21 protein-coding genes are annotated in these 21,529 nt (G+C 60.6%); 15 read left to right on the forward strand and 6 right to left on the reverse strand.

What is annotated here, in order from left to right; translation table 11 throughout:
* Positions 1 to 323: 323 nt before the first annotated feature.
* Positions 324 to 758, reverse strand: coding sequence for a peptidoglycan-binding protein LysM (gene lysM, locus B0E33_RS22500; protein WP_077292479.1), 435 nt, complete (start codon positions 756 to 758; stop codon positions 324 to 326).
* 154 nt (positions 759 to 912) lie between these two features.
* Positions 913 to 1,773 carry a DMT family transporter gene (locus tag B0E33_RS22505; RefSeq protein ID WP_077293544.1) on the reverse strand — a complete coding sequence of 287 codons (861 nt, stop codon included), beginning with the start codon at positions 1,771 to 1,773 and terminating at the stop codon, positions 913 to 915.
* A gap of 259 nt (positions 1,774 to 2,032) precedes the next feature.
* Between B0E33_RS22505 and B0E33_RS22510 the strand changes: the two genes are divergently transcribed.
* The 6 genes from B0E33_RS22510 (at position 2,033) to B0E33_RS22535 (ending at position 7,778) form a co-directional block, all read left to right on the forward strand.
* Positions 2,033 to 3,424, forward strand: coding sequence for an aminotransferase-like domain-containing protein (locus tag B0E33_RS22510; protein WP_077292480.1), 1,392 nt, complete (start codon positions 2,033 to 2,035; stop codon positions 3,422 to 3,424).
* A gap of 148 nt (positions 3,425 to 3,572) precedes the next feature.
* Positions 3,573 to 4,340, forward strand: a complete 768-nt coding sequence (locus B0E33_RS22515; protein ID WP_228148034.1) for a MauE/DoxX family redox-associated membrane protein — start codon at positions 3,573 to 3,575, stop codon at positions 4,338 to 4,340.
* A 209-nt stretch (positions 4,341 to 4,549) separates the two neighbouring features.
* Positions 4,550 to 4,891, forward strand: a complete 342-nt coding sequence (locus B0E33_RS22520) for an ArsR/SmtB family transcription factor (protein ID WP_023000773.1) — start codon at positions 4,550 to 4,552, stop codon at positions 4,889 to 4,891.
* Positions 4,888 to 5,814 carry an SRPBCC family protein gene (locus B0E33_RS22525; RefSeq protein WP_077292481.1) on the forward strand — a complete coding sequence of 309 codons (927 nt, stop codon included), beginning with the start codon at positions 4,888 to 4,890 and terminating at the stop codon, positions 5,812 to 5,814. The genes B0E33_RS22520 and B0E33_RS22525 overlap by 4 nt, the downstream gene beginning before the upstream one ends.
* A 204-nt stretch (positions 5,815 to 6,018) precedes the next feature.
* Positions 6,019 to 7,005, forward strand: a complete 987-nt coding sequence (gene denD, locus B0E33_RS22530; RefSeq protein ID WP_077292482.1) for a D-erythronate dehydrogenase — start codon at positions 6,019 to 6,021, stop codon at positions 7,003 to 7,005.
* Positions 7,002 to 7,778 carry an SDR family oxidoreductase gene (locus B0E33_RS22535; RefSeq protein WP_075283765.1) on the forward strand — a complete coding sequence of 259 codons (777 nt, stop codon included), beginning with the start codon at positions 7,002 to 7,004 and terminating at the stop codon, positions 7,776 to 7,778. Before denD ends, B0E33_RS22535 begins: the two co-directional genes overlap by 4 nt.
* 40 nt (positions 7,779 to 7,818) lie before the next feature.
* Here the strand turns inward: B0E33_RS22535 and B0E33_RS22540 are convergent, their stop codons facing one another.
* Positions 7,819 to 8,739 (reverse strand): LysR family transcriptional regulator, encoded by a 921-nt coding sequence (locus tag B0E33_RS22540; RefSeq protein WP_077292483.1) that lies wholly within the window; start codon positions 8,737 to 8,739, stop codon positions 7,819 to 7,821.
* Positions 8,740 to 8,888: 149 nt separating this feature from the next.
* Here B0E33_RS22540 and B0E33_RS22545 point away from each other — a divergent pair, with 149 nt between their 5' ends.
* Together B0E33_RS22545 and B0E33_RS22550 are read left to right on the forward strand one after the other, a co-directional pair.
* The gene (locus B0E33_RS22545) at positions 8,889 to 9,455 is read left to right on the forward strand and encodes a hemerythrin domain-containing protein (RefSeq protein WP_077292484.1); all 567 of its coding nucleotides are present in this window, start codon (positions 8,889 to 8,891) and stop codon (positions 9,453 to 9,455) included.
* A gap of 75 nt (positions 9,456 to 9,530) precedes the next feature.
* Positions 9,531 to 10,571 carry a glutathione S-transferase C-terminal domain-containing protein gene (locus tag B0E33_RS22550; RefSeq protein ID WP_077292485.1) on the forward strand — a complete coding sequence of 347 codons (1,041 nt, stop codon included), beginning with the start codon at positions 9,531 to 9,533 and terminating at the stop codon, positions 10,569 to 10,571.
* A 49-nt stretch (positions 10,572 to 10,620) separates the two neighbouring features.
* Here B0E33_RS22550 and qhpR read toward each other — a convergent pair whose 3' ends face one another.
* Positions 10,621 to 11,646 carry an AraC-like transcriptional regulator QhpR gene (gene qhpR, locus B0E33_RS22555; protein WP_062488315.1) on the reverse strand — a complete coding sequence of 342 codons (1,026 nt, stop codon included), beginning with the start codon at positions 11,644 to 11,646 and terminating at the stop codon, positions 10,621 to 10,623.
* 242 nt (positions 11,647 to 11,888) lie between these two features.
* Between qhpR and qhpG the strand changes: the two genes are divergently transcribed.
* The 7 genes from qhpG (at position 11,889) to B0E33_RS22590 (ending at position 20,299) form a co-directional block, all read left to right on the forward strand.
* On the forward strand, positions 11,889 to 13,235 hold the full coding sequence (qhpG, locus tag B0E33_RS22560; RefSeq protein ID WP_208997685.1) for a flavin-dependent monooxygenase QhpG: 1,347 nt from the start codon (positions 11,889 to 11,891) through the stop codon (positions 13,233 to 13,235).
* The gene (gene peaA, locus B0E33_RS22565) at positions 13,232 to 14,797 is read left to right on the forward strand and encodes a quinohemoprotein amine dehydrogenase subunit alpha (protein WP_206051390.1); all 1,566 of its coding nucleotides are present in this window, start codon (positions 13,232 to 13,234) and stop codon (positions 14,795 to 14,797) included. Before qhpG ends, peaA begins: the two co-directional genes overlap by 4 nt.
* Positions 14,798 to 14,814: 17 nt before the next feature.
* Entirely contained in the window at positions 14,815 to 16,251 is a 1,437-nt protein-coding gene (gene peaB / locus B0E33_RS22570; RefSeq protein ID WP_077292487.1) for a quinohemoprotein amine dehydrogenase maturation protein, read from the forward strand.
* Positions 16,248 to 16,580: a quinohemoprotein amine dehydrogenase subunit gamma gene (gene qhpC, locus B0E33_RS22575; protein ID WP_006932572.1), complete on the forward strand. Its 333-nt coding sequence runs from the start codon at positions 16,248 to 16,250 to the stop codon at positions 16,578 to 16,580. The genes peaB and qhpC overlap by 4 nt, the downstream gene beginning before the upstream one ends.
* Positions 16,581 to 16,616: 36 nt before the next feature.
* Positions 16,617 to 17,708, forward strand: coding sequence for a quinohemoprotein amine dehydrogenase subunit beta (peaD, locus tag B0E33_RS22580; protein ID WP_023000784.1), 1,092 nt, complete (start codon positions 16,617 to 16,619; stop codon positions 17,706 to 17,708).
* A gap of 174 nt (positions 17,709 to 17,882) precedes the next feature.
* A complete protein-coding gene (locus B0E33_RS22585) occupies positions 17,883 to 19,625 on the forward strand; it encodes an ABC transporter ATP-binding protein (protein WP_077292488.1) in 1,743 nt (580 codons plus the stop codon).
* On the forward strand, positions 19,622 to 20,299 hold the full coding sequence (locus B0E33_RS22590) for a S8/S53 family peptidase (RefSeq protein ID WP_077292489.1): 678 nt from the start codon (positions 19,622 to 19,624) through the stop codon (positions 20,297 to 20,299). The genes B0E33_RS22585 and B0E33_RS22590 overlap by 4 nt, the downstream gene beginning before the upstream one ends.
* Before the next feature lie 217 nt (positions 20,300 to 20,516).
* Here B0E33_RS22590 and B0E33_RS22595 read toward each other — a convergent pair whose 3' ends face one another.
* Both B0E33_RS22595 and fdhD read right to left on the reverse strand, forming a co-directional pair.
* Positions 20,517 to 20,720, reverse strand: a complete 204-nt coding sequence (locus B0E33_RS22595; RefSeq protein WP_062488321.1) for a formate dehydrogenase subunit delta — start codon at positions 20,718 to 20,720, stop codon at positions 20,517 to 20,519.
* A complete protein-coding gene (gene fdhD, locus B0E33_RS22600; protein WP_077292490.1) occupies positions 20,710 to 21,528 on the reverse strand; it encodes a formate dehydrogenase accessory sulfurtransferase FdhD in 819 nt (272 codons plus the stop codon). The genes B0E33_RS22595 and fdhD overlap by 11 nt, the downstream gene beginning before the upstream one ends.
* Between the last annotated feature and the right edge of the window lies 1 nt (position 21,529).

Raw genomic sequence — 21,529 nt, forward strand, 5'->3', positions numbered from 1 at the left:
AAACCGCCCCAAATCCACTGAATGAGAAAACTTGAGCTTTATAATCATAATTTTACGGGTGGTGTCGAGGCTGGTTTGTAAAAAACTTGAAAAAAATACTCAGATTTCTATTCGGCAGTTTTGTACTGCCATTTGAAAAGCGGAAAAGTCGAGGGCGCAGCTGCAAGATTGCCCCAGACGTATGGGGACCGGGCGTGTCGGAAAATATACCTGGAGAGAGGTTCTGAGCGGTGCCGGCCCTGCGGGCGGACATGGAGCGCAAAGGGTAATTGCCGGAAAAGGAGGCAAGCCACGGGGACGCCGTGGCTTGCGGAAATTCGGTCTTAGAGAGCGGGGATGCGCAGCACCTGACCCGGATAGATCTTGTCCGGATCGGACAGCATCGGCTTGTTGGCTTCAAAGATCGCCTGGTACTTTGCGCCGTTGCCATAGGCCGCCTCGGCAACCTTCCAGAGCGTATCACCCTTGACCACCGTGTGGAACTTGGCTTCCGGTTCGCTGCTCTCGACGGTGATTTCTTCCTCGACCTTGGAAATGCCAAGCACGTTGCCGACGGCAAGGATCAGCTTTTCACGGGCTTCCTGGGTAGGGGCGGCGCCTGCGATCTTGACGGTGTCGCCGCTGACTTCAACCTTGACGTCGCAATCGAGACCGAGGTCGGCAACTTCCTTTTCGATGGCTCCCGCGCTTGCTTCCGGCGCTTCGTCATCGCCGAACAGCTTCTTGCCCGCATCCTTCACGAAATCAAAGAAACCCATGTCATTTTTCCTTTAAGTCAATTCAGCCGAAATCCGCCGGTACGCCCCGGTGGAGGCAATTTCACGATACGGAACCATATTGCAAAATTCTCCGGAGGGCGGAAGCGAATTCGGGTCGGGCAAGACGTGTGCGGCGGGCCGAAAAGAAGAGGCTTCAGGCGAAGCGCTTGGCGCCGGCAACGCAGCCCACCACCAGGGTGGTGACGAGGAGCATGGTTGAAGACACCGGTTCATGCAGCAGCAGGCTGGCCAGCATCAGCCCGAAGAAGGGCTGCAGCAGTTGCAACTGGCCAACACCTGCAATGCCGCCGATGGCGAGGCCCCGGTACCAGAAGATGAAGCCCACAAGCATTGAGAAAATCGAGACATAGCCGAGCCCGGCCCAGGCAGGCATTTCGATACCTGTCAAACTGTCCGGCCATGTCAGCAGTGCAAGCGTTCCCATGACGGGAAGCGAAAGGGCAAGCGCCCAGGAAATGACCTGCCAGCCGCCAAGGCGGCGGGAGAGGGCGCCACCTTCTGCATAACCGAAGCCGCAGACAATGACCGCCGCCAGCATCAGGAGATCGCCCTTGAGTGAAAGGTCTGCACTTTGTGACAGCGCATAGGCGCCGACAGCCGCACTGCCTGTACAGGAGAATACCCAGAACAGGGGCTTTGGGCGCTCCATCCCGCGCAACATGCCGAACAGGGCGGTTGCCAGGGGCAGAAGGCCAATGAAGACAATCGAATGGGCCGCAGTGACATGTTGCAGGGCAAGCGCCGTCAGCAGCGGAAAGCCGACGACGACACCGGCTGCAACAATCAGCAACGAGATCACGTCGCGCCGCTCCGGCCGGGCCTGCCGCAGCACTAGCAGCAACGCAATGCCAAGGAGCGCCGCGACAACGGCACGGGCGGACGTCAGGAACATCGGGTTGAAACCACTGAGCGCAACCCGAGTTGCCGGCAGGGAGCCGCTGAAAATGAGGACGCCCAGGAGCCCGCTGCCCCATCCTGCCATCGATGCCTGCATGTCTGGTCTTTCTGCTGTCTTGTTTTTCAAGGTGCCAGGCGTGTCAGGGAGGCTGCGGCATCCGTCCTGCTCTCTTGCGAAGCCGAGAGGCCAGCAGACAAAGCGAAGCTTGCCGTACGTAGCCCCTTCCTGAACGTCCATGACAACACGTTGCAGGGGCAGGAATAATCTGGAGGGGCTGGTCAGGACAGAGACAGTGCAATACAATTTTGCAAAACTGTACTGTACACACTTGCCATACACTTCAGCGGACAAACGAATGGAACAGGACACACGGACGGCCACGGTAATGGAAGCCGTCAAGCGGAAGATCGCCAGCCGTTTGCTGCAACCTGGTGAAAAGTTGCCGTCCATCCGCGGATTTGCCGCGATCATGCGGGTGTCGCCGTCAACAGTCGTGACAGCATACGACAGGCTGGCGGCAGAGGGCATCATTTATGCCCGTAGAGGCTCCGGCTTTTATGTTGCCGATGCCGCCCGTCCGTTCTCGGTCGCCGACGTAGGACCGCAGCTTGACCGGGAAATCGACCCGTTCTGGGTGTCGCGCCAGTCGCTCGATGCCGGGCCGGATGTTCTGAAACCCGGCTGCGGCTGGCTGCCGGCGGACTGGATGCCAAGCGAGGCCATGCAGCGTGGCTTGCGAGCGCTGGCGCGTACCGGCGGTGGCCACTTGTTCGACTATGGCGAAACACGGGGTGCTTTGAACCTGCGCCACCTGCTCGCCCGGCAGTTCTCGGAAGAAGGCCTTGAGGTGAACCCGGGCCAGGTTCTGCTCACGCCATCGGGTACACAGGCCATCGACCTCATTTGCCGCTTCTTTTTGCGGCCGGGGGACACGGTTCTGGTCGATGACCCGTGTTACTTCAACTTTCAAGCATTGTTGAAGGCGCACAGGGTGGAGGTTGCCGGTGTGCCGTTCACGCGCAGCGGACCGGATACCGAGCTGTTCGAAGAAGCGCTGACCCGGCACAAGCCCAAGCTCTACATCACCAATTCCGGCCTTCACAATCCCACCGGCGCGACGATCTCGCCCCAGGTTGCGCACAAGGTCCTGAACCTTGTGACAGCCCACGGCCTGGTGGTGATAGAAGACGATATTTTCGGCAGCTTTGCGCCAGAACCCCTGCCGAGCCTTGCCGTTCTCGATGGACTGGAGCGTGTCATCCGCATCGGCAGCTTTTCCAAGACCCTGTCTGCCTCCGTGCGCTGCGGTTACATTGCCGCTCGAACGGACTGGATCGAGGCTCTTGTTGACCTGCAAGTGGCCACCAATTTTGGTGGCCCGGGACCGGTTGCAAGCGATCTTGTCTATGGCGTCCTGAGCGACGGCAGTTATCGCAAGCACATGGAAGCCTTGCGGGTGCGCCTTGCGAAGAAGCGGCGCGAGGTTGCCGGCAGGTTGGAGCGGCTCGGTATAACGCCCTGGCTCAGCCCCAAGGGTGGCTTTTATCTCTGGTGCAGTCTGCCGGACGGCCGGGATGCAGCCGCCATTGCCCGCTCCGCGCTGCGCCGGAACGTCGTGCTTGCCCCCGGCAACGTCTTCAGCGTTTCGCAGACGATGACCGGGTTCCTGAGGTTCAATGTCAGCCAGATGGGCGAGCGCCAGGTTTATGACGTGCTGGAAAGCGCGATGAAGCCAGCTGGAGGCTGAGCCTCGCAACCATCCGTGGCTCGCCGCGTTTGCCTGTCAGAAAACTTCAGCCGGCCGGTGCGGAACAGGCATGCTCGCGCAATCAATATCATGTCGAAGTGAGTGGTCGTTTCCCGGTCGGGCCGCGTTTGACTGAGGAGCTTTTCCGATGAACGGCACTGACGAGCAAAAGACCGCCAGGCTTTACCGAATGGTCATGCCCGGGCACATCTGTCCCTATGGCCTGAAATCGAAGGACCTTCTGGAACGGCAGGGCTTCGAGGTTGAAGATCATCACCTCACCACCCGTGAGGAGACAGACGCCTTCATGGAAAAACACGGCGTCGAGACGACCCCACAAACCTTCGTCGGCAACAAGCGGATCGGGGGCTATGACTCCTTGCGCGTCTATTTCAAACTTGATCCGCCAGAGGAAGAGCGTAGCGACACGACCTATCGGCCCGTGATCGCCATCTTTTCAGTGGCCCTGCTTCTGGCGCTTGGCCTCTCCTGGCATCAATATGGAACGCTGCTCAGCTTGCGGGCCGTGGAATGGTTCGTGTCGCTTTCAATGACAATCCTCGCAATCCAGAAGCTGCAGGACGTGGAGAGTTTTTCCACGATGTTTCTCAACTACGACCTGCTGGCGCGGCGCTGGGTTCCCTATTCCAGGATCTATCCCTATGCCGAAGCCTTCGCCGGTATCCTGATGACGGCCGGTGCATTGGTCTGGCTGTCGGCGCCGGTTTCCTTCATTATTGGCCTGATCGGCGCTATCAGCATATTCAAGGCGGTTTATCTGGAGAAACGGGAGCTGAAATGCGCCTGCGTTGGCGGCAGTTCTTCCGTTCCGCTCGGCTTTGTTTCATTGACCGAAAGCCTGATGATGACGGCCATGGGGCTGTGGATGCCGGCTCGGGTTTTGCTAATGGGATGACGGGGTGCGAAGCACGTTGGCTTCTGCAGTCAGGGAGACGGACGGCAGATTGGCCAGGTTCGTTCTTGCGATTAATTTTCAAGGTTCGGTTATAACTATATGACTTGAAAGACTTTTCTTTCAGTCGCGCTGCCCGTCGCAGGCTAAAACTTAGCTAATTGACGAAGTTTTTCCTTGCGCCTGATGTGGATTTTGAAATACTTAGCAATATGGCTAAGCATGATCCTGATCTCTCCCTGTTGTTCCACGCGCTGTCCGACCCGACGCGCCGCGCGATGTTGACAAGGCTCGCAAGTGGCCCGGCGCGGGTGACGGACCTTGCGGAGCCGACCGGACTGAAGCTGCCGACGGTCATGAGGCACCTTTCCGTGCTGGAGGAGGCAGGTTTCATCACCACCGCCAAGGATGGACGCATACGCACCTGCGCCATCGTTCCGGAGGCCATGGAGCCGGTGCGGACATGGATCGATGAACAGCGCGCCATCTGGGAGGCTCGCCTCGACAGGTTGGATGCGTTTGTAATGAACGTGATGAAGGAGAACGGAGAATGACGCAGAGCGTGGTTCTGAACAACACTGCCTCCAACGCGGCTGGCGAGGGAAGAAACGGATTTGCGACGCTTTTCTTCGAGCGCGACATGGCCGCCCCTGCCGAAACCCTCTGGCAGGCCTGGACCGCTCCGGCGGCAAGGGCAGTCTGGGCGGCACCGTCACCTGCCGTTACCGTGGAATTTCTCGAAGCCGATACCAGGGTGGGCGGACGCGAAATTTCGCTCTGCAAGGTGGATGGTCAGCCGGATATGCGCTGCGAATGCGGTTGGCTGGACCTTCAGCCGCCGCTGCGCAGCGTGAATTACGAGGTGATTTCGTGCGAAGGAGAAACTCAATCCGTCGCGCTGGTTACGGCGTCGATCGCGGATCTGGGTGAAAGCAGCCGCTTGTCCGTGACCGTGCAGCTTTCCTCGCTGGCCGCGAATATGGAAGGCGGATATCGGGACGGCTTCAATGCGGGCCTGGACAATCTGGCAGGCGCTGCCGAGCGCACGATGATCTTGCAGCGGGTGATCCGTGCACCGCGGTCCGTTGTCTGGGGCGCCTGGATGAACCCCGAAACCCTGCCGCAATGGTGGGGACCGGACGGCTTCTCCTGCCGCACCACCCGGATTGATCTGCGCGCAGGCGGCGAGTGGGTGTTCGACATGATCGCACCTGACGGTACGGTTTTTCCGAACCACCATCTCTATACGGACGTTCGGCCAAATGAACGGCTCAGCTATACGCTGCTCTGGGGCGAGAATGGCCCGAAGCATGCCGACGCCTGGGCCTCGTTCGAGGAAGAGAACGGCGCAACGAAGGTCACGCTCGGCATGGTCTTCAGCACTGCTGCGGAATTCCAGGAAGCCAAGGGCTTTGGCGCTGTGGAACTTGGACAGCAGACATTGGGCAAATTGGAAAACTTCATCAAGGCGGGTTGAGCCACCGCGTTGTCCCCCTGATCTGCGCAAGCGGCTCGGGGGGATAACCTTTATTGCGGGCTGCTCACTGGCCGAATGTAAAGTCTTTCAGGTTGTGTTTCGGCCGGGAGAACACCTTTCCGCTTAATCCGCCTTGCCCTTCCGTCCAATCTCCGCAAGTCTCCCGTGGAACGTTCCTGCCATCAAGTTCCGCGGAGACCCTCCATGCATGTTCTCGTCATCGGCGCTGCCGGTATGGTTGGCCGCAAGCTGGTTGAAAAGCTGGCTGCGCAGCCGGAGGTTCTTGGTTTTGAAGTGTCCCGGCTGACGCTGGCCGATGCCGTTTCGCCAACCGCACCAGCGGCGCTGCCCGGTATTGCCGAGGCAGTCACCGTGGATCTTTCGAAGGCAGGAGCCGCCCGGACGCTGGTCGCTTCGCGCCCCGATGTCATCTTTCACCTGGCGGCGATCGTCTCCGGCGAAGCGGAGCAGGAGTTTGAAAAGGGCTATGCGGTCAATCTCGACGGCAGCCGCGAATTGTTTGAGGCGATCCGGATCGAAGGCGCACGGGAGCCGTATTTTCCGAAGGTGATCTTCGCATCGTCGATTGCAGTGTTTGGTCAGCCGTTTCCCGAAAAGATCGGCGATGAATTCTTTACAACGCCGCTGACAAGCTACGGCACGCAAAAGGCGATCACCGAGCTTCTGCTGGCCGACTATTCCCGCAAGGGCTTTTTCGACGGCATAGGTCTGCGCCTGCCAACCATCTGCATTCGCCCGGGCAGGCCAAACAAGGCGGCCTCGGGGTTCTTCTCCAACATCATGCGCGAACCGCTTGCCGGGCAGGAGGCTGTTCTGCCGGTGGATGACAGCGTGCGCCACTGGTTCGCCAGCCCACGTGCCGCGGTCGGCTTTTTCGTTCATGCCGCACGGATGGACGCTGCTGGGATCGGTCCACGCAGAACGGTCACGCTGCCGGGGCTTTCCGCCACTGTCGGGGAGCAGATCGAGGCCTTGCGGCGGGTCGCGGGGGAAAAGGCTGTCAGGCTTATCCGCCGGGAACCGGATGAGGCTATTGCACGGATCGTTGACGGCTGGCCGAGGAATTTCGATGCCAGGCGTGCGCTTGAGCTTGGGTTCCAGGCGGAAACAAGCTTTGACGACATCATCCGCATACATATCGAAGATGAACTGGAAGGCAGAAACCCATGACCGCAGACGGATTTGACGTGAAGGGAAGGATCGCGCTTGTGACCGGTGGCGGCACGGGGGTAGGCAAGGCAGTTGCCGCTGGTTTGAGCCGCGCCGGCTGGCGGGTTCTGATCACTGGCCGCCGCAAGGATGTCCTGGAAAAGACTGCGACCGAACTCTCCCGCAACAGCGGCAATGAAGTCTCTTGGATTGCCGCGGATGTCGGTGACCCGGCGTCTGTGAAGGCGCTCTTTGAGGAGATCTCGAAGACTTTCGGCAGGCTCGATCTCCTGGTCAACAACGCAGGGATCTCGAATTCGTCCGTTCCACTGGAAGATATTTCTTTCGAGGAATGGAGCGCTGTCGTGGCTGCAAACCTGACTGGTGCCTTCCTTTGCACTCAGCAGGCCTTCCGGATGATGAAGGCGCAGGAACCAAGAGGCGGGCGCATCATCAACAACGGTTCGATTTCGGCCACGACGCCAAGACCGAATTCGGCTCCCTACACCTCGACCAAACATGCCATTACCGGCCTGACGAAATCGGCCGCACTGGATGGACGTCCCTTCGATATTGCCTGTGGCCAGATTGACATCGGCAACGCGGCCAGTGACATGACGGCCAAAATGAGCGGTGGTGTGCTGCAGGCAAATGGCGAAACCGCTTCCGAGCCGACCATTGATCCGGCCCACGTCGCCAATGCCGTCACCTACATGGCCAGCCTGCCGCTGGATGCCAATGTGCTGACGTTGACGGTGATGGCAACCGGCATGCCGTTCGTGGGGCGTGGCTGATCTAGACTTCGGGTTGCATGGGGTTCAGTGCGGAAGGGTTTCAGTCCGGGGCAGGGACTTGCGGCTCGTTGCCAAGGCCGGAAAGACAAGCTGCCTGGATCTCCTCCGCAAACAGGCGCATGCGACGGTTGAGACGACGTTCGCGGGCGTGGAGCAGATAGATGCCCCAGGCCGGCACAGCGATGTCCGGTAGCAGGGGCACCAGCTTTCCGGCTGCCAGTGCGCCCGTCACGATGAAATCCGGCAGACGGCTGATGCCATGCCCCAGGATGGTTGCATCCAGCAGGAACGCGCCACTGTTGGAATTGAGTGCGGGCTGAAACTCAAGTTGCTGGCGCTTGCCTTTTTGCGTTTGGAACTCCCAAACGGTCCGCCTGGCCCAGCCGAAATGAAGAAGCCGGTGCTGCTGCAGATCTTCGATCGATTGCGGCGCAGGGTGCTGGTGCAAGTAGTCGGGGCTGGCAAAGAGGCAATGCTCCACGGTGCCCAGTTTCAGCGTGATGGCATCTTCGGGCCGCGTTTGGGTGATACGGATCGCAAAGTCGTAGTTCTCTCTGGCGAGATCGACCAGCCGGTCATCGAAATCCACGGTCAGCTGGATATCCGCGTGGCGAGCCTGGAAATCGATCAGCGCCGCATTGAGGAAACCGTGGCCGAAATCTCTGGGTATCGAAATCGACAAGGGCCCGGAAGGGGCTGTTCCGCTGCTCAGGAAATCGTCCTCGATATCGTCGACATCGCTGACAACGCGGCTCGCGCGCTGAAAGAGTTCGCGCCCGGGCTCGGTCAGGTCCCAGTGGCCGGGCGAGCGGTCGATGAGACGGGTCCCATAGCGATCTTCCAGGAGGGACAGGCGGCGGCTGACGGCCGACTTGGCAATGCCGAGTTCTCCAGCAGCTTTCGAGATGCTGCCACTGGCAACCACCTGAACGAACAGGCGCAGGTCTTCTATCTGTCCCAAGTGTTCTCCAAATCAGAACGTTGATCCCTGATTTTGATATCTGGTTATGAAATTTGCAACTTCCTATCTGTGGCAGGACCTGAAGTGCCGGACCGTTTCACGCCAGGTGTCTTCCGATCCGGCCCGCCAACAATCAGATTGGAAACGTCATGAACGCAGATATTGAAATTCGCACCACGGAGATGCCCGCGGACATGCGCATTCTGCTGGATGCGTATCCGCGCGATACCTGGGAGGCACATCCCGGTTTCAAGGAGAAAACCAGCAACTGGCTGGGGGCACATGTGATGTTCCGGCAGTTGGCGGAACTGGTTCGGCTCGAAACGGAAGCCTATCTGGAGAAGCTGAGAGACCCGGACGATTTTGCTGCCAGGCTCTCTCGTTACGGCGATCTGCTGGTACGCAATCTCCATGGTCACCACACTTGGGAAGACAAGAGCTACTTTCCGGAACTCTGTGAGGCCGACCCGCGTTTCGAGAAGGGACTGGAGATCCTGGAGAAGGACCACGAGGCGCTGGATGCGACGCTGTTCCAGCTCTCGCAAACCGCCAATCGCGCCATCAAGCTAGTCCAGCTGGACGAAGCGCAGGCGCGCGAGGAAGCCGGCAAGCTGCAGCCGGTAACCGGGACGATTGAAAGCCTGCTGGCGCGCCACCTGAGTGATGAAGAGGAATTGGCAGTCCCGATCATTCTTCACCATCGCCTGCGCGGATAACAGCAACTAGCGGCCGGGTGCGGTTTTGCCCCCGGCCGCTAGTTGGTTCTAGACTGACAGCCCCGGAGGAAGACGATGCCCAAGCCGAATGCCGATTTGTCCAAGGAAGAAAACCAGTCTGATGCGGCCGGCCGACGTGCGCAAGGAGAGTTCGTGCGCGGTGTCAGCGGCTTTCGGTCTGCTATCGGCGATGCGGATTTCCCGGCTGAACCCGGGAGATATCATCTCTTTGTCGCGCTCAATTGCCCCTGGTGCCACCGTGTAACCCTCGCCCGAAACATCCTCGGGCTTCAGTCCGGTGTTTCCATGGATGTCGCCTTTCCGGGCCGGACTGAAAAAGACGATCCGGCAGGGGAGAACCTTTGGGAATTCAATCCCGGACGGATTGCGAGCCTGACGGGGGCGCCCTTGCCGGAATGCACTGAGGAAACGGCGACGGGCGAGGGGCTGCGCCTGGTGCAACAGATATACCGCGCCGAAGGATCTGATGAACGATCCGTCCCGGTTCTTTACGACAAGAAGCAGCAGCGCATCGTCAACAACGAAAGCGCCGAGATCATCCGCATGCTCAACGCGCATGCGGGGGCGCTGGGCAGTACGATAGTCCAGGAAAAAAGGCCTGACCTTTATCCGAACGATGTGGATTTGCAGTCGGAGATCGATGCCCTGAACGAGGCAATCTACACACGCATAAACAATGGCGCCTACAAGGCCGGTTTTTCTTCCGACCAGAGCGTCTATGCGGCAGCATACGAAAGTTACTTCACCATGCTGGCAGAGCTGGAAGACCGGCTGGCAGCGAATGGTGGACCGTTTCTCACCGGGGAGAGCTTTACGGAAGCCGACCTGAGGCTGTTTCCGACGCTTTACCGGCACGACCCGGTCTATTTTGTGCGCATGAAGTTGAACGGCGCGCGAATCCTGGACTATCCCAATCTCTGGCACTGGCTGTGCCGGGTGCATGCCTTGCCGGGTGTTGCCGACAGTTCTTCGCTGGTCCATTGCAGGCAGGGGTATTTCGGGCGCTCCTGGAACAACGTCGTGCCGCTAGGGCCGTTCCGGCCAATGCCTTATCCGCAGGCCTATTCGCATCCCGAACTGGCAGGGGCGCTGTAAGTGGCGTGGAGGCGAGATACGTGTCGTTGGTCTGTCTTTCAGGCGTCAGCTAGCGCGCAGGCGTTCGGCCGTAGCTTTGCCGATACTGCTTCGGAGTCATGCCGGTCTTGCGCTTGAACGCCCGCTCGAAAGCGGTCTGGTCGGAATAGTCCAGTTCGAAGGCGATCTGCGCCAGGGAATGGCTGGTGTCGACAAGGGCATGGCGGGCTATGCGGTAGCGGCAGTCGTCCAGAAGCGTGGAGAAGCGCAAGCCTTCCTCACCCAGGTGCCTGTGCAGACTGCGGCGCGACAGGCCGAGGCGCCGGGCAACGGCTTCCTGGTCGGACGTCCCGGCGCCGAGCCCTTCGTAGATGGCTGTGCGTGTGCGTGCGGTCAAAGACTTGGTGCGGGCCTTGTTGGCTAGCGCCTCGCTCAAGCTGGCAAGGGCGTTGCGATGGCCACCGCCACTGTCGCGCGGCATTGAGGCGGACAGGACCTTTTCAGGAAAGCTGAGCGCGTTCGTTTCACAGTCGAACAGGCAGAAGCTGCCCGCGGTTTCGGCCCAGATCGACAGCGGGCGCGCCGCCGTGTGTTCGAAGCAGATGAGGTCCGGTTGCCAGTTGGGTCCGGCACCACGCCGGATGAGCTCTGTCAGAACGGAAAGCGTGAATTCCGCATCCTGCCTGCGCGGCCAGATATCCGGATTGAGGATACGGTAGGTGAGGGTGGCAACGCCGTCTTCGACGGTCAGCTGCAGATCCGTCTCACTCTGGATGAATTTGATGAAGCGTTCGAACGTTCGCAACGCAGAACCGACGGTGGACGCAGTCAGAAGGGCTTCGCCCAGTTCGCCGAGGTCGTGAAGGTTGAGCCTGGGGCCTGATTGCCAGCCGATGCCGGGTTGGCCAAGCATGGCGGCGCCGTGCTCGTAGATCTCGACAAACGCATAAAGCGGGATTTCGAAGTGTGCGTCCTGCCAGGCGTCGACAGGCACGCCGCTCTGGCGTCCCAGAGCTGCCGGCTCCAGCCCCTTGTCGATCAGCATTGACTGCAGACCGCTCAAGGCACCTGCGATGATCGTGGCACCTGTTGGCATGACCCCCGCCTCTCCCGAAAGTCCCGCTTGGCCCACCTGCCGCAGTAAACGGCAAGTGGAAGCTTCAACTACAGCAGAGTTCCGGAGTTGTTGCAATTGACCAGTTCGGGATTTCAATAGGCCGGCAAAGATTGGCCGAAATTGTCGAGAAGTACGAAAAAGCCCTCTCTCTAATGGCAGGTACAGAGAGATCCGGTTCAGCACCTTGAAAACTTGGGCGTCCGGACGAGGGAACAGATTTGGTGACCTGCATCGATGTGGCAGTGGCCGGCGGTGGACCCGCCGGTGCATTCACAGCGCGTGAGCTGGCCTGTGCCGGGCTCAGCGTGCTCCTGATCGACCCGGCAACCTGCCGGCCCAGGCTGGAAGGCCTCGGCGAGCGGGTGGCGCAGCTTCTTATTGCCAAGGGACTTGGCAACACGCTGGGTGCTGCCAGCGACCCCTTACCCCGACACGTGACATGGGCTGGCCTCGCCGGAGCGGCCAATGGCGAGCGGCTGGTTCGACGCCATGTCTTCGACGAGGCCTTGAGGCGTGCAGCCATTGAGGCAGGTGCACAAACCCGGCAGGCGCGCCTTGGCCGGATCCTGAGTTCTGACGAACAGCAGGGCGTCGTGTTGAAGCTTACGACTGGTGAGGAGGTCCGCGCTCGCCTGTTGATCGATGCACGTGGACGGCAGACTTCTACCGCCCAGCGCCTCAAGGGACCACAGACCCTGGCAATTGCAGGACTGGCCACGCAAGCTGCAGGCGCCGCCGGTACCCATGTGGAGGCCACCCCTGAAGGCTGGCTCTGGGTGGCGGAAGATCCGGGTTTTGGCCGCTGGCTGCAGATTTCCATTGGCGCGGAGGATCTCGTTGGAGCCGGACAAGCAGCCTTGCGGGATCGAATGGCCCGATTCCTTTCCCAGGACCAACTTGCTGGCCGCTTCTCTGACCTCGTCTTCCAGGATCCATTGATTGCCCGCTCGGCCGGTCTTGTTCTGGCAGCTCCACGGTTGAAGCTGCCGGTCATCCCTGTTGGCGATGCCGCGGTTGCTATCGATCCCTTGTCCGGTCACGGCCTGTTCTGGGCCCTGTCGTCCGCGCTTTCTGCGGTGCCGAGCGTGTTGACCGTTCTCGAGAACGTGGAGAAAGGAAGCCATCTTGCCACCCGGTTCTACCGGGACCGCGTCGTGGAAACCTTCTGGCGTCAGGCGCGAACAGGGCGCGATTTCTACCGGTTGGAAACAGGCCTTTCCGGCAATCCTTTCTGGGCGGAACGGGTCTCATGGCCGGATGACGAACCGTCCCATCCAACCGTGTTCGAGACCAGCCTGCACAAGCGCGTTGTTGTCGAAAATAACCGCCTGGTCGAGCGCGAAGTGCTGGTGACGCCACAGGATCCCGGCGGCGTTGCTTATGTCGCGGGCATTCCGGTGGGCGACCTGAAGCCTTTCTTTCCGTCTTCCGCCTTGGCGCAGCCACCGCCAGGCGCACCGTCTCCCGCGCTCAAGGCCGCCTTCGGCTGGCTAAAGAGCCGCGGACTTCTGCATGGCTCGCTGAGCCGCACAAAACAACAGCAGACCAAAACGAGGGAAACAGCATGATCAAACGAATGCGAAAGGGGCATCTGGCCGGCCTTGCCGGGCTCATGCTTCTGATGCCTCTTCCGGCGGGGGCGCAGGACGGTGCCACGCTTCTGGAGGAAAATTGCAGCGGCTGTCACATGGCCGACGACAACGGTGCGCTCAGCCGCATCAGCGGTCAGCGAAAGACGCCCGAAGGCTGGTTGATGACCATCGTGCGCATGCGGCTCTTCCATGGCATGGAAATAGAGCCTGCCGTGCAGAGCGAGCTGGTGCACTACCTATCGGACACGCAAGGTCTTGCCCCCAGCGAGACTGAAGGGCTGCGTTACGTTCTGGAACGTGAACCTGCGCATATGGAAGAGGTCGAGGCTCCGCTCGGCGAAATGTGCTCCCGTTGCCATTCAGCCGCCCGTTTCAAGCTTCAGCGGCGCACACAGGAGGAATGGGCGCTCCATATCGATTTCCATGTCGGTCAATGGCCAACCCTGGAATATCAGGCGCTCGGGCGTGATCGTGAATGGCTGAAACTGGCTCGTGAGGAAGTGGTGCCGCTTTTGGCCGAGCGCTATCCGCTCGAGTCCGACGCCTGGAACACGTGGCTGGAGGCACAGAAGCCGGAGGCCGATGGAAGCTGGGTGTTCGCAACCAGCCTGCCGGAGAAGGGCGAAGCCTACGGCACGCTTGAAGTCTCAGGTGACAGTCAGCCCTATACGGTTTCCGGCACCTTGATGACCGTCGGCGGCGAGGAGCTGACCCTAGAGGGCAAGCTGAACGTCTATACCGGCTACGAATGGCGCGCCAACCTGGACATTGGCGGAACGAAGTACCGGCAGATCCTGGCGATCTCCGAAGACGGCAGCAGCCTGAGCGGCCGCCAGTTCCTGCATGCCGAAGACAGCCTCGGTGGTGCGTTCAGGGCGGTCAGGGCTGGCGGTGCTCCTGCGATCGTCGGCGTCGTTCCGTCCACGGTTCCGGCCGGCAGCAGCGCTACGGTCCAGATCGTCGGCACAGGGCTTGGCGATGTTGCCCTCAGCGGTGCGCTTGAAGCCACCGGCGGCGCGACCAACGCCTATGGATCCGCAATTGAAGTCTCTCCCGCGGCGGATACCGATGGCCTGATCACGGTTGCGTCCGGAGACACCACCACGGATGACACGCTGGCGGTCTATAGCCATGTCGACAGCCTCAAGGTGGAGCCGGCCTTTGCCGTTGCCCGTGTCGGCGGCGGTGGCGGGTCTGCCGGCAAGGTTCCCGCCCGCTTCGATGCGGTCGGTTACTGGAATGGTCCGGACGGTCAGCCGGGGACCGAGGACGATATCCGCATCGGCTCCGTGCCGGCATCCTGGTCGGTTGCGCCCTTCAACGAAGAGGCCGAGCACCTGAAAGATACGGAATATGCAGGTGTGATGGATGAAACGCTCGGCATCTTCATGCCTGGCGTTGCAGGTCCGAATACCGAGCGTCCGTTCTCCACCAACAATGCGGGCAATCTGAAGGTGCTGGCAACCAGCGGCGAGGCGACCGGCGAAGGTCAGCTCATCGTCACGGTGCAGCGCTGGAACGATCCCCCGATCCGCTGAAACAGGAGTTTGTAATCATGGGATATCTCTTTTTTCAGCCGCAGAATGCGCACCGGGTCGAAGTGGACGGACGCCATCTGCTCTTCCACGTGCCGACGACATCTCTGTTCGAGATCGACCGGCTCGACAATGACGTGATTGACCTCTTCAGAGACCGGACCAGGGTTTCCGAAGCCGATGTCCGGGAACGGTTCAGCGGCCGGGTCGATCCGCTTGAGGTAACAGAACGGATCCGTTCGTTTCTCGATCTCGACATTATCACCGACGGCCGCCCGCCACGGGCGGAACGGCCGCCTATCCACATCCAGAACTTCCCGCTGACGACGATCGTTCTCAACGTCAACACGGGCTGCAATCTTTCCTGTACCTATTGCTACAAGGAAGATCTGGATACGCCGTCCAAGGGCCGGCGCATGGCGTTCGAAACGGCGAAGCGCTCGATCGAACTATTGCTGGCGGAAAGCCCCGACCGGGATAGCTACAATGTTGTCTTCTTCGGCGGCGAACCGCTCAGCAACCTGGCCCTGATCAAGGAAGTCGTTGCCTATGCGGAAGACCGCTTCGGCAATCTCGGCAAGCGTGTCGACTTTACCCTGACGACCAACGCGACGCTTCTGACCGAGGAGATCGTCGACTGGCTCAATGCCCACCGGTTCGGTCTGACCGTTTCGATGGACGGGCCGAAGGCGCTTCACGACAAGAACCGCAAGACTGTCGGCGGCAAGGGCACCTACAACGTCGTTGCCTCCAAGACCAGGATGCTGCTGGAACGCTACACCTCCCGCCCGGTCGGCGGGCGAGTGACGCTGACCCGTGGCGTGACTGCCGTCTACGAGATCTGGGATCACCTCAAAAACGAAATCGGCTTTCATGAAGTCGGCTTCTCGCCGGTGACCTCCGGTCCCATCGCGCCGTTCAACCTGACCGGCGACGAGCTTCAGACAGTGTTCGACGAGATGAAACGTCTTGGACGGCACTACCGGGATGAAGCGCTTCTTGGTCGCAACATCGGCTTTTCCAACATGCACCAGCTCATGAACGACCTTTACGAAGGCCGGTCAAAGGCACTGCCTTGCGGGGCAGGGCTCGGCATGCTGGCGGTTGATCACGAGGGCGGTCTCAATCTCTGCCATCGGTTCACCGGGTCCGACATGGAGACCTATGGCACGGTCGACGGCGGCATTGAAAAGCAGAAGCTTGCCCGTTTCATCGAAGACCGGGCGGATCGCACCGACAAGGGTTGCTCCACCTGCCGCATCCGCAACATCTGTGCGGGTGGCTGCTATCACGAGAGTTACGCCCATTTCTCCGATCCGATGAAGCCGACCTACCACTATTGCGACCTCATGCGCGACTGGGTGGATTTTGGCATCGGCGTCTATGGCGAGTTGATCGCCGGCGCTCCGGCTTTCTTTTCGGATCACATCATGCCTCGGAGGGCATTCGGCAAATGAGACACTTGAAACCCCTGAACCAGAAAGCCGACCGCGTCGTCACTGCGGTCGAAACCGACAAGATGGACGAAGTGCGGGCCATGCAGACCGTTGTGGTTGGTTGCACATCGACCCTCGATCCCGGCTGGGAAGTCGACCCGTTCGGCGGTGTCGCCGCCCTGTGCCAACCGATGGAGGCCGATCTTTATGGCTGCTCGGACCCTTGCTGGTGGCCGGCCCAGGTGCCGGACACGATCAATTCCTACCGGGACTGGAACGCCGATGCCGACAATGCCGGCAAGGACTGGCGCTCGCTCGGAACGGTTTTCCCGTCCGACAGCGAAACCTGACCGGCAGACGCCCTTCAAGATATTCGGAGAAACCCGATGCGAAACCTTATTGCTGCGGCAAGCGCAGCCCTAGCCTTGAGCCTTACCGCTCTGCCAGCCCTCGCCAAGGATCTGATTGTCACGGCCGCAAAGCCCGACCGGCTTTACGTGATCGACGCCAAGGCAAGGACGATAGAGACCGACTGCAAGCTCGACTTCAACCTGATCCCCGGTGTCATCGTCGTCTCGCCGGACAACAAGATCGCCTATATCCTCGGCAATCGCTGGGAGGATGTTTTCGGTATTGACCTTTCCACCTGCGAGACGGTGTTTTCCGCGCATCAGTCAGAAAGCGACATCCGGCGCAAATCGATCGCCTCGCTGGCCGTCTCCAAGGATGGCAAGGAGGTCTACACGGTGCGCAATCCGGTTCGGCTGCTTGCCGACCGATACGAGGTTCTTGAACCGGAAATCGCGGTCTATGAGACAGCAGCCGGTCTTGACGCCAAACCGGCCCGCACGTTCCCGAGCCCGCGCCGCATGACGGTGATGGCAACCGGGCGTGACGGCATGCTCTATGCCGCCGGGCACGAGATCTATGCGATTGACCCGAAGACCGGCGAAATCTCCATCAAGATCAAGAATGCCACCTGGGACCGGCCGACCTATTCTCCGCCGGACGTCCTTGCCTTCTGGCCTATCGGTACACAGGCAGACGAGTTCATGCTGCTTTATTCGGCCGCCAAGTTCACCGACGAGTCGATGAGCGAGATTGCCGATTTCGTCTGGGGGTACCAGTCGGTCGATCTGACGACTGGGGAAAGCGATATCCAGGATTTCGCCAGCCTGGAAGTGATCATGTTCTCCGCCGTGCGTGACCCCAACGACAAGAGCAAGCTTTACGGTGTCTACACCCAGCTTTCCAAGCATGATGTCGAGAAGAAAGAGCTGATCAAGCGGGTCGACCTGCCACACACCTATTACTGTGTGAACATCTCGTCCGACGGCAAGGAGATCTATGTCGGCGGCACCAATGACGACATTGGCGTCTATGATGCAGAAACCCTGGAACGTATCGGTGAAATCCTCCTGCCTTCGGGCGGTGACATGGCCGCCGGTACGATGCAGGTGATCAGCACCGGAAGCTAGGAGAGAACCGAACCTGCGAGGATCCCGGTTGTCGTCCCGATTTACCGCATCAGCGGCAAATCGGGACCCGGTATTCCCGATGGCAACTGAAGTGCTCCAATCTCATTGCCGGTAGTTACCGGGTCCTCAATTTCGCGGGGATGACAATGGGGAGGTTGCAAACAAGGAACACGGATGAAACAGGCAGTTTCCTTGAGAGGAGCAGACCGGGCCGGGACCATGTCGACCCGGCCTTCGCTGCTGCGTGGGTTGTTCAACCGGGTCTTCGGCATCCGTGAGGCGGCGTGGCTGGTGCCGCTGGTCGCGCCATACCGCTGGCCGCTGGCAATGCTGTTCCTGTTATCCCTTGTGGCGGCAGGTGCGGCGCTTGTGCCGCCTTACCTGACCAAGCTTGTCATCGACCGGGGCCTGATGGCCGGCGACAAGCACGCGCTTGTGGTTTTTGTGGCCATCCTTTTTGGAGTTGGCCTGGCAGCACTGGCGCTGGGCGCACTGAATTCCTTGCTGCACCTGAGGTTTTCGGCAAGGCTGCTGAAGGACCTGCGCCGGTCGGCCGTGGACAGGATCCTTGCCCAGTCGCCCCGCTGGCAGGCCAAACAATCCATCGGCGAACTCATGAGCCGCCTTGATGGCGATGCCGGGGAAGTACAGCAATTCACGTTTGCCGTGCTGGTGAACGGTGGTGGCAGCCTTCTGAGACTGGTCGGCGGCCTGGTCATGTTGTTTGTGCTGGCGCCCAAGCTGGCTCTTCTTGCACTGGCGCTGGCACCGGTCGAACTGTTGTTTTTCGCCCGTGCACGACCCGTCACCCAGGCGAAGGCAACTGAGGTACGGCAAGCGCGCGGTGTGCTCGCATCCGGGCTTGCGGAGACGATTACCGGGCTTTCCGCACTGCGGGCGCTGAATGCGACCGGAGCTGCGGCAAAACGGATCGAAACACGGCAACAGGGCCTTGTCGCAGCATTGATGTCTGCGCAGATGTGGAACGAAGTAACGCGGGCAGTGCCGATGGTGCTGACGGCGATCCTGCGTGGTGCGGTTTTTCTGGTTGGCGGGCTCGCGGTGATCGACGGCACCATGCCGCTCGGGTCCCTGATCGCCTTCACCGCCTATCTCGCCTTCCTGATCGGGCCGATGCAGTCGCTCATTTCCCTCTGGCACGGACAGGCGCGCATGAAAGCGGCGCTCGACCGGCTCGACCGGATCATGAGTGCCGTACCGGATGTCCAGGACCCGGTATCACCTGTGCCACTGACTGCCGGTGGTGGTGAATTGGTGCTGGCAGGTGTTGCCTATGCACCGGATGGCGGCGTGCCGCTTTTTGAGAATGTTAGCCTCATTGTCCCAAAAGGACAGAAAATCCGGCTGTGCGGTCCGTCCGGCATCGGCAAGACGTCGCTTCTGTCGCTGCTTCAACGCCATGACGACCCGAAGGCCGGAACGATCCTTCTGGATGGTACGGACTTACGTCATCTCTCTCTTCAAGATCTCCGCACGGTTGTCGCCCTTGTGCCACAAAAGGGGCATGTCTTTTCCGGAACAGTGGCGGACAATCTCTGTCTCGGGTCTTCTGAGGCAGCCGAGGAAGACATGCATGCCGTTCTGCAATTCGTGGAGCTGGAGGACCGGTTTTCTGGCAAGGGACTTGAAACGGTTCTTGGCGAGGGAGGGCTTGACCTTTCCGGCGGAGAACGTCAGCGGCTGTGCCTTGCCCGCGCCCTGTTGCAGCCGTTCCAGGTGCTGATCCTGGATGAAAGCCTTTCGGAGGTTGATGCGGACCGGGTGTCACGGATCATGACCCGGATCGATACCCGGTTTGGTGATCGTACCCGCCTTGTCGTCACGCATGGGGACACGGAACGGTATGGGATCTTTGACAGTGAGCTGGTGCTGCAAGCAAGAGAGGTCGGGGTTTGATCAGGGTCGGGCTGATAGACGGTGCCTTGCCGGGGGACTGGCCAGGCCTGGCTGGACAGGAATGGTTCTGCAGGCCGGACGGCGCTGAACTTGCCTCAGGGCATGCGGAGGCGATGGTGCAGACCGTGTGCACTCATGCGGAAGATGTTTTGCTTCTCAACGCTGTTGTGTTTCCGGGGCAGCTTTCGACCACGCTTGACGCCATCTGCGCTGCCTTGAGCTGGCTTGCCGAAGATCCACCCGACATTGTCCTGTGTGCCTTCGGCATGGCGCGATCTTCCATCGAGATGTCGGTGGCAGTGGCCCGGCTACAGCAGGCGGGTAGTCTGATTGTCGGTTCTGCTCCGGCGCGCGGTGGGAACGCCTATCCGGCGGCAATTACAGGCGTCCTGTCAGTGCAGGGGGATGCCCGCTGCAGGCCGAATGACCTATCGCGGCTGGACCTGCCGCACGCAGCGTATGGCGCTTGCCCGATCGCGGCGGGACGAGAGGATATTCGGGGCGCCAGCGCGGCGGCAGCGCATCTCGCCGGACTGCTGGCGAGATCGGTTCAGGGGTCTGAAAGGAATGCCCTGGTCGGGCTGGAGACCTTTGTCCGTTACCGGGGGCGGGAACGGCGCGGGGATGGGGCGCTTGCGGGCAGCGGAGCGGCCGGGGTATCTGCCGGCGGGTAGTCTTATTTGAAAAGAGGCCGGAGTTTGTGGACCATCCTTCGAGACAGCGCTTCGCGCTTCCTCAGGATGAGGTTGTACTTGTTGCGAGGCCGAAATCTCCCTTTCGACCTCATCCTGAGGAGGACCGTCAGGTCCCCTTCGAAGGATGGGCCGCATATTCGCAGCGGCAGAATTTCCAAATTTCAGTATCGTGGCAAAGAAGAGGGAAACCCTCCCGTCAGAGCCTGCGCACGCTTTCCAGGACGACCGCGTCGAGACCGGCACCGCCGGCTTCCACATGGGCTCTCAACTGGTCGCGCATGCGCGGCTCCCAGAAGTCCTTAAGATGGTTCGCGACCTTCTCCGCCTGGTCAACGCCTGGCTGGGTCTTGAAGAAGGTGGCGATCTGGTTGGCCATATAGACCATCTTTTCAGGCGACATCTGCAACTCCGGATAAGACGCGCTCTGGATGCGCGTAAAGATCAAACCCGCCGTCTCTTGAAAATGCAGCGACCGTTATGCCGGCCTCGTCTGCGAGGCGAAGTGCGGTCGACGTCGGGGCCGAGGCGGCAATCAGGGCCGGGCAACCGGCGAAGGCGCATTTCTGCACCAGTTCCACCGACAGCCTGCTGGTGAGGACGAAGGCGCCGGCTGCGGGGGCGATCCCGGCTTGGGCAAGGGCGCCGATCAGCTTGTCGAGCGCATTGTGGCGGCCAACGTCCTCGCGCGCCACGACCACGCCCTTGCCCGGTTGGAGGAAACCGGCGGCGTGGGTGGCGCGCGTCTGGTCCCGAAGCGGCTGCAGCCGGCTGAGCGCATCGGTCGCTCTGGCCACATCCTGGCGGGACAGGACTGTTGTTGCGTCGACCTTCGGCAAAGGCCGCAGGGCCTGATCCAGACTTTCGATGCCACACAAGCCGCAACCAACCGGACCGGCCATGGCACGGCGGCGGGCAAGAAGCCGTTTCGAGCGGTCTGCGCGTAACCAAAGTCGAGCCTCTATGCCGCGGTCATGAGAGACCTCCTCGAAGGCTTCGATTTCGGTGATCGAGCTGATGGTGCCTTCGCTCAGGGCGAAGCCAACGGCAAAGTCGGCAACATCGCCAGGCGTTGCCATCATCACCGCCTGCGTGGTGCCATCAAAGACGAGCGCAACAGGGCTTTCCTCCGGCAGGCTTCTCGCGACCGCCACCTGGCCGTCCGCGTGGACGGCACAGCCGGGCATGGAGCGGGAGAGCGGGCGATCCATC

The organism is Roseibium algicola, assembly GCF_001999245.1.
GTDB lineage: Bacteria > Pseudomonadota > Alphaproteobacteria > Rhizobiales > Stappiaceae > Roseibium > Roseibium algicola.

Coding starts and splice junctions, on each gene's coding strand:
- lysM (WP_077292479.1), bottom strand. CDS start 758: ATGGGTTTCTTTGATTTCGTGAAGGATGCGGGCAAGAAGCTGTTCGGC.
- B0E33_RS22505 (WP_077293544.1), bottom strand. CDS start 1,773: ATGCAGGCATCGATGGCAGGATGGGGCAGCGGGCTCCTGGGCGTCCTC.
- B0E33_RS22510 (WP_077292480.1), top strand. CDS start 2,033: ATGGAACAGGACACACGGACGGCCACGGTAATGGAAGCCGTCAAGCGG.
- B0E33_RS22515 (WP_228148034.1), top strand. CDS start 3,573: ATGAACGGCACTGACGAGCAAAAGACCGCCAGGCTTTACCGAATGGTC.
- B0E33_RS22520 (WP_023000773.1), top strand. CDS start 4,550: ATGGCTAAGCATGATCCTGATCTCTCCCTGTTGTTCCACGCGCTGTCC.
- B0E33_RS22525 (WP_077292481.1), top strand. CDS start 4,888: ATGACGCAGAGCGTGGTTCTGAACAACACTGCCTCCAACGCGGCTGGC.
- denD (WP_077292482.1), top strand. CDS start 6,019: ATGCATGTTCTCGTCATCGGCGCTGCCGGTATGGTTGGCCGCAAGCTG.
- B0E33_RS22535 (WP_075283765.1), top strand. CDS start 7,002: ATGACCGCAGACGGATTTGACGTGAAGGGAAGGATCGCGCTTGTGACC.
- B0E33_RS22545 (WP_077292484.1), top strand. CDS start 8,889: ATGAACGCAGATATTGAAATTCGCACCACGGAGATGCCCGCGGACATG.
- B0E33_RS22550 (WP_077292485.1), top strand. CDS start 9,531: ATGCCCAAGCCGAATGCCGATTTGTCCAAGGAAGAAAACCAGTCTGAT.
- qhpR (WP_062488315.1), bottom strand. CDS start 11,646: ATGCCAACAGGTGCCACGATCATCGCAGGTGCCTTGAGCGGTCTGCAG.
- peaA (WP_206051390.1), top strand. CDS start 13,232: ATGATCAAACGAATGCGAAAGGGGCATCTGGCCGGCCTTGCCGGGCTC.
- peaB (WP_077292487.1), top strand. CDS start 14,815: ATGGGATATCTCTTTTTTCAGCCGCAGAATGCGCACCGGGTCGAAGTG.
- qhpC (WP_006932572.1), top strand. CDS start 16,248: ATGAGACACTTGAAACCCCTGAACCAGAAAGCCGACCGCGTCGTCACT.
- peaD (WP_023000784.1), top strand. CDS start 16,617: ATGCGAAACCTTATTGCTGCGGCAAGCGCAGCCCTAGCCTTGAGCCTT.
- B0E33_RS22585 (WP_077292488.1), top strand. CDS start 17,883: ATGAAACAGGCAGTTTCCTTGAGAGGAGCAGACCGGGCCGGGACCATG.
- B0E33_RS22595 (WP_062488321.1), bottom strand. CDS start 20,720: ATGTCGCCTGAAAAGATGGTCTATATGGCCAACCAGATCGCCACCTTC.
- fdhD (WP_077292490.1), bottom strand. CDS start 21,528: ATGGATCGCCCGCTCTCCCGCTCCATGCCCGGCTGTGCCGTCCACGCG.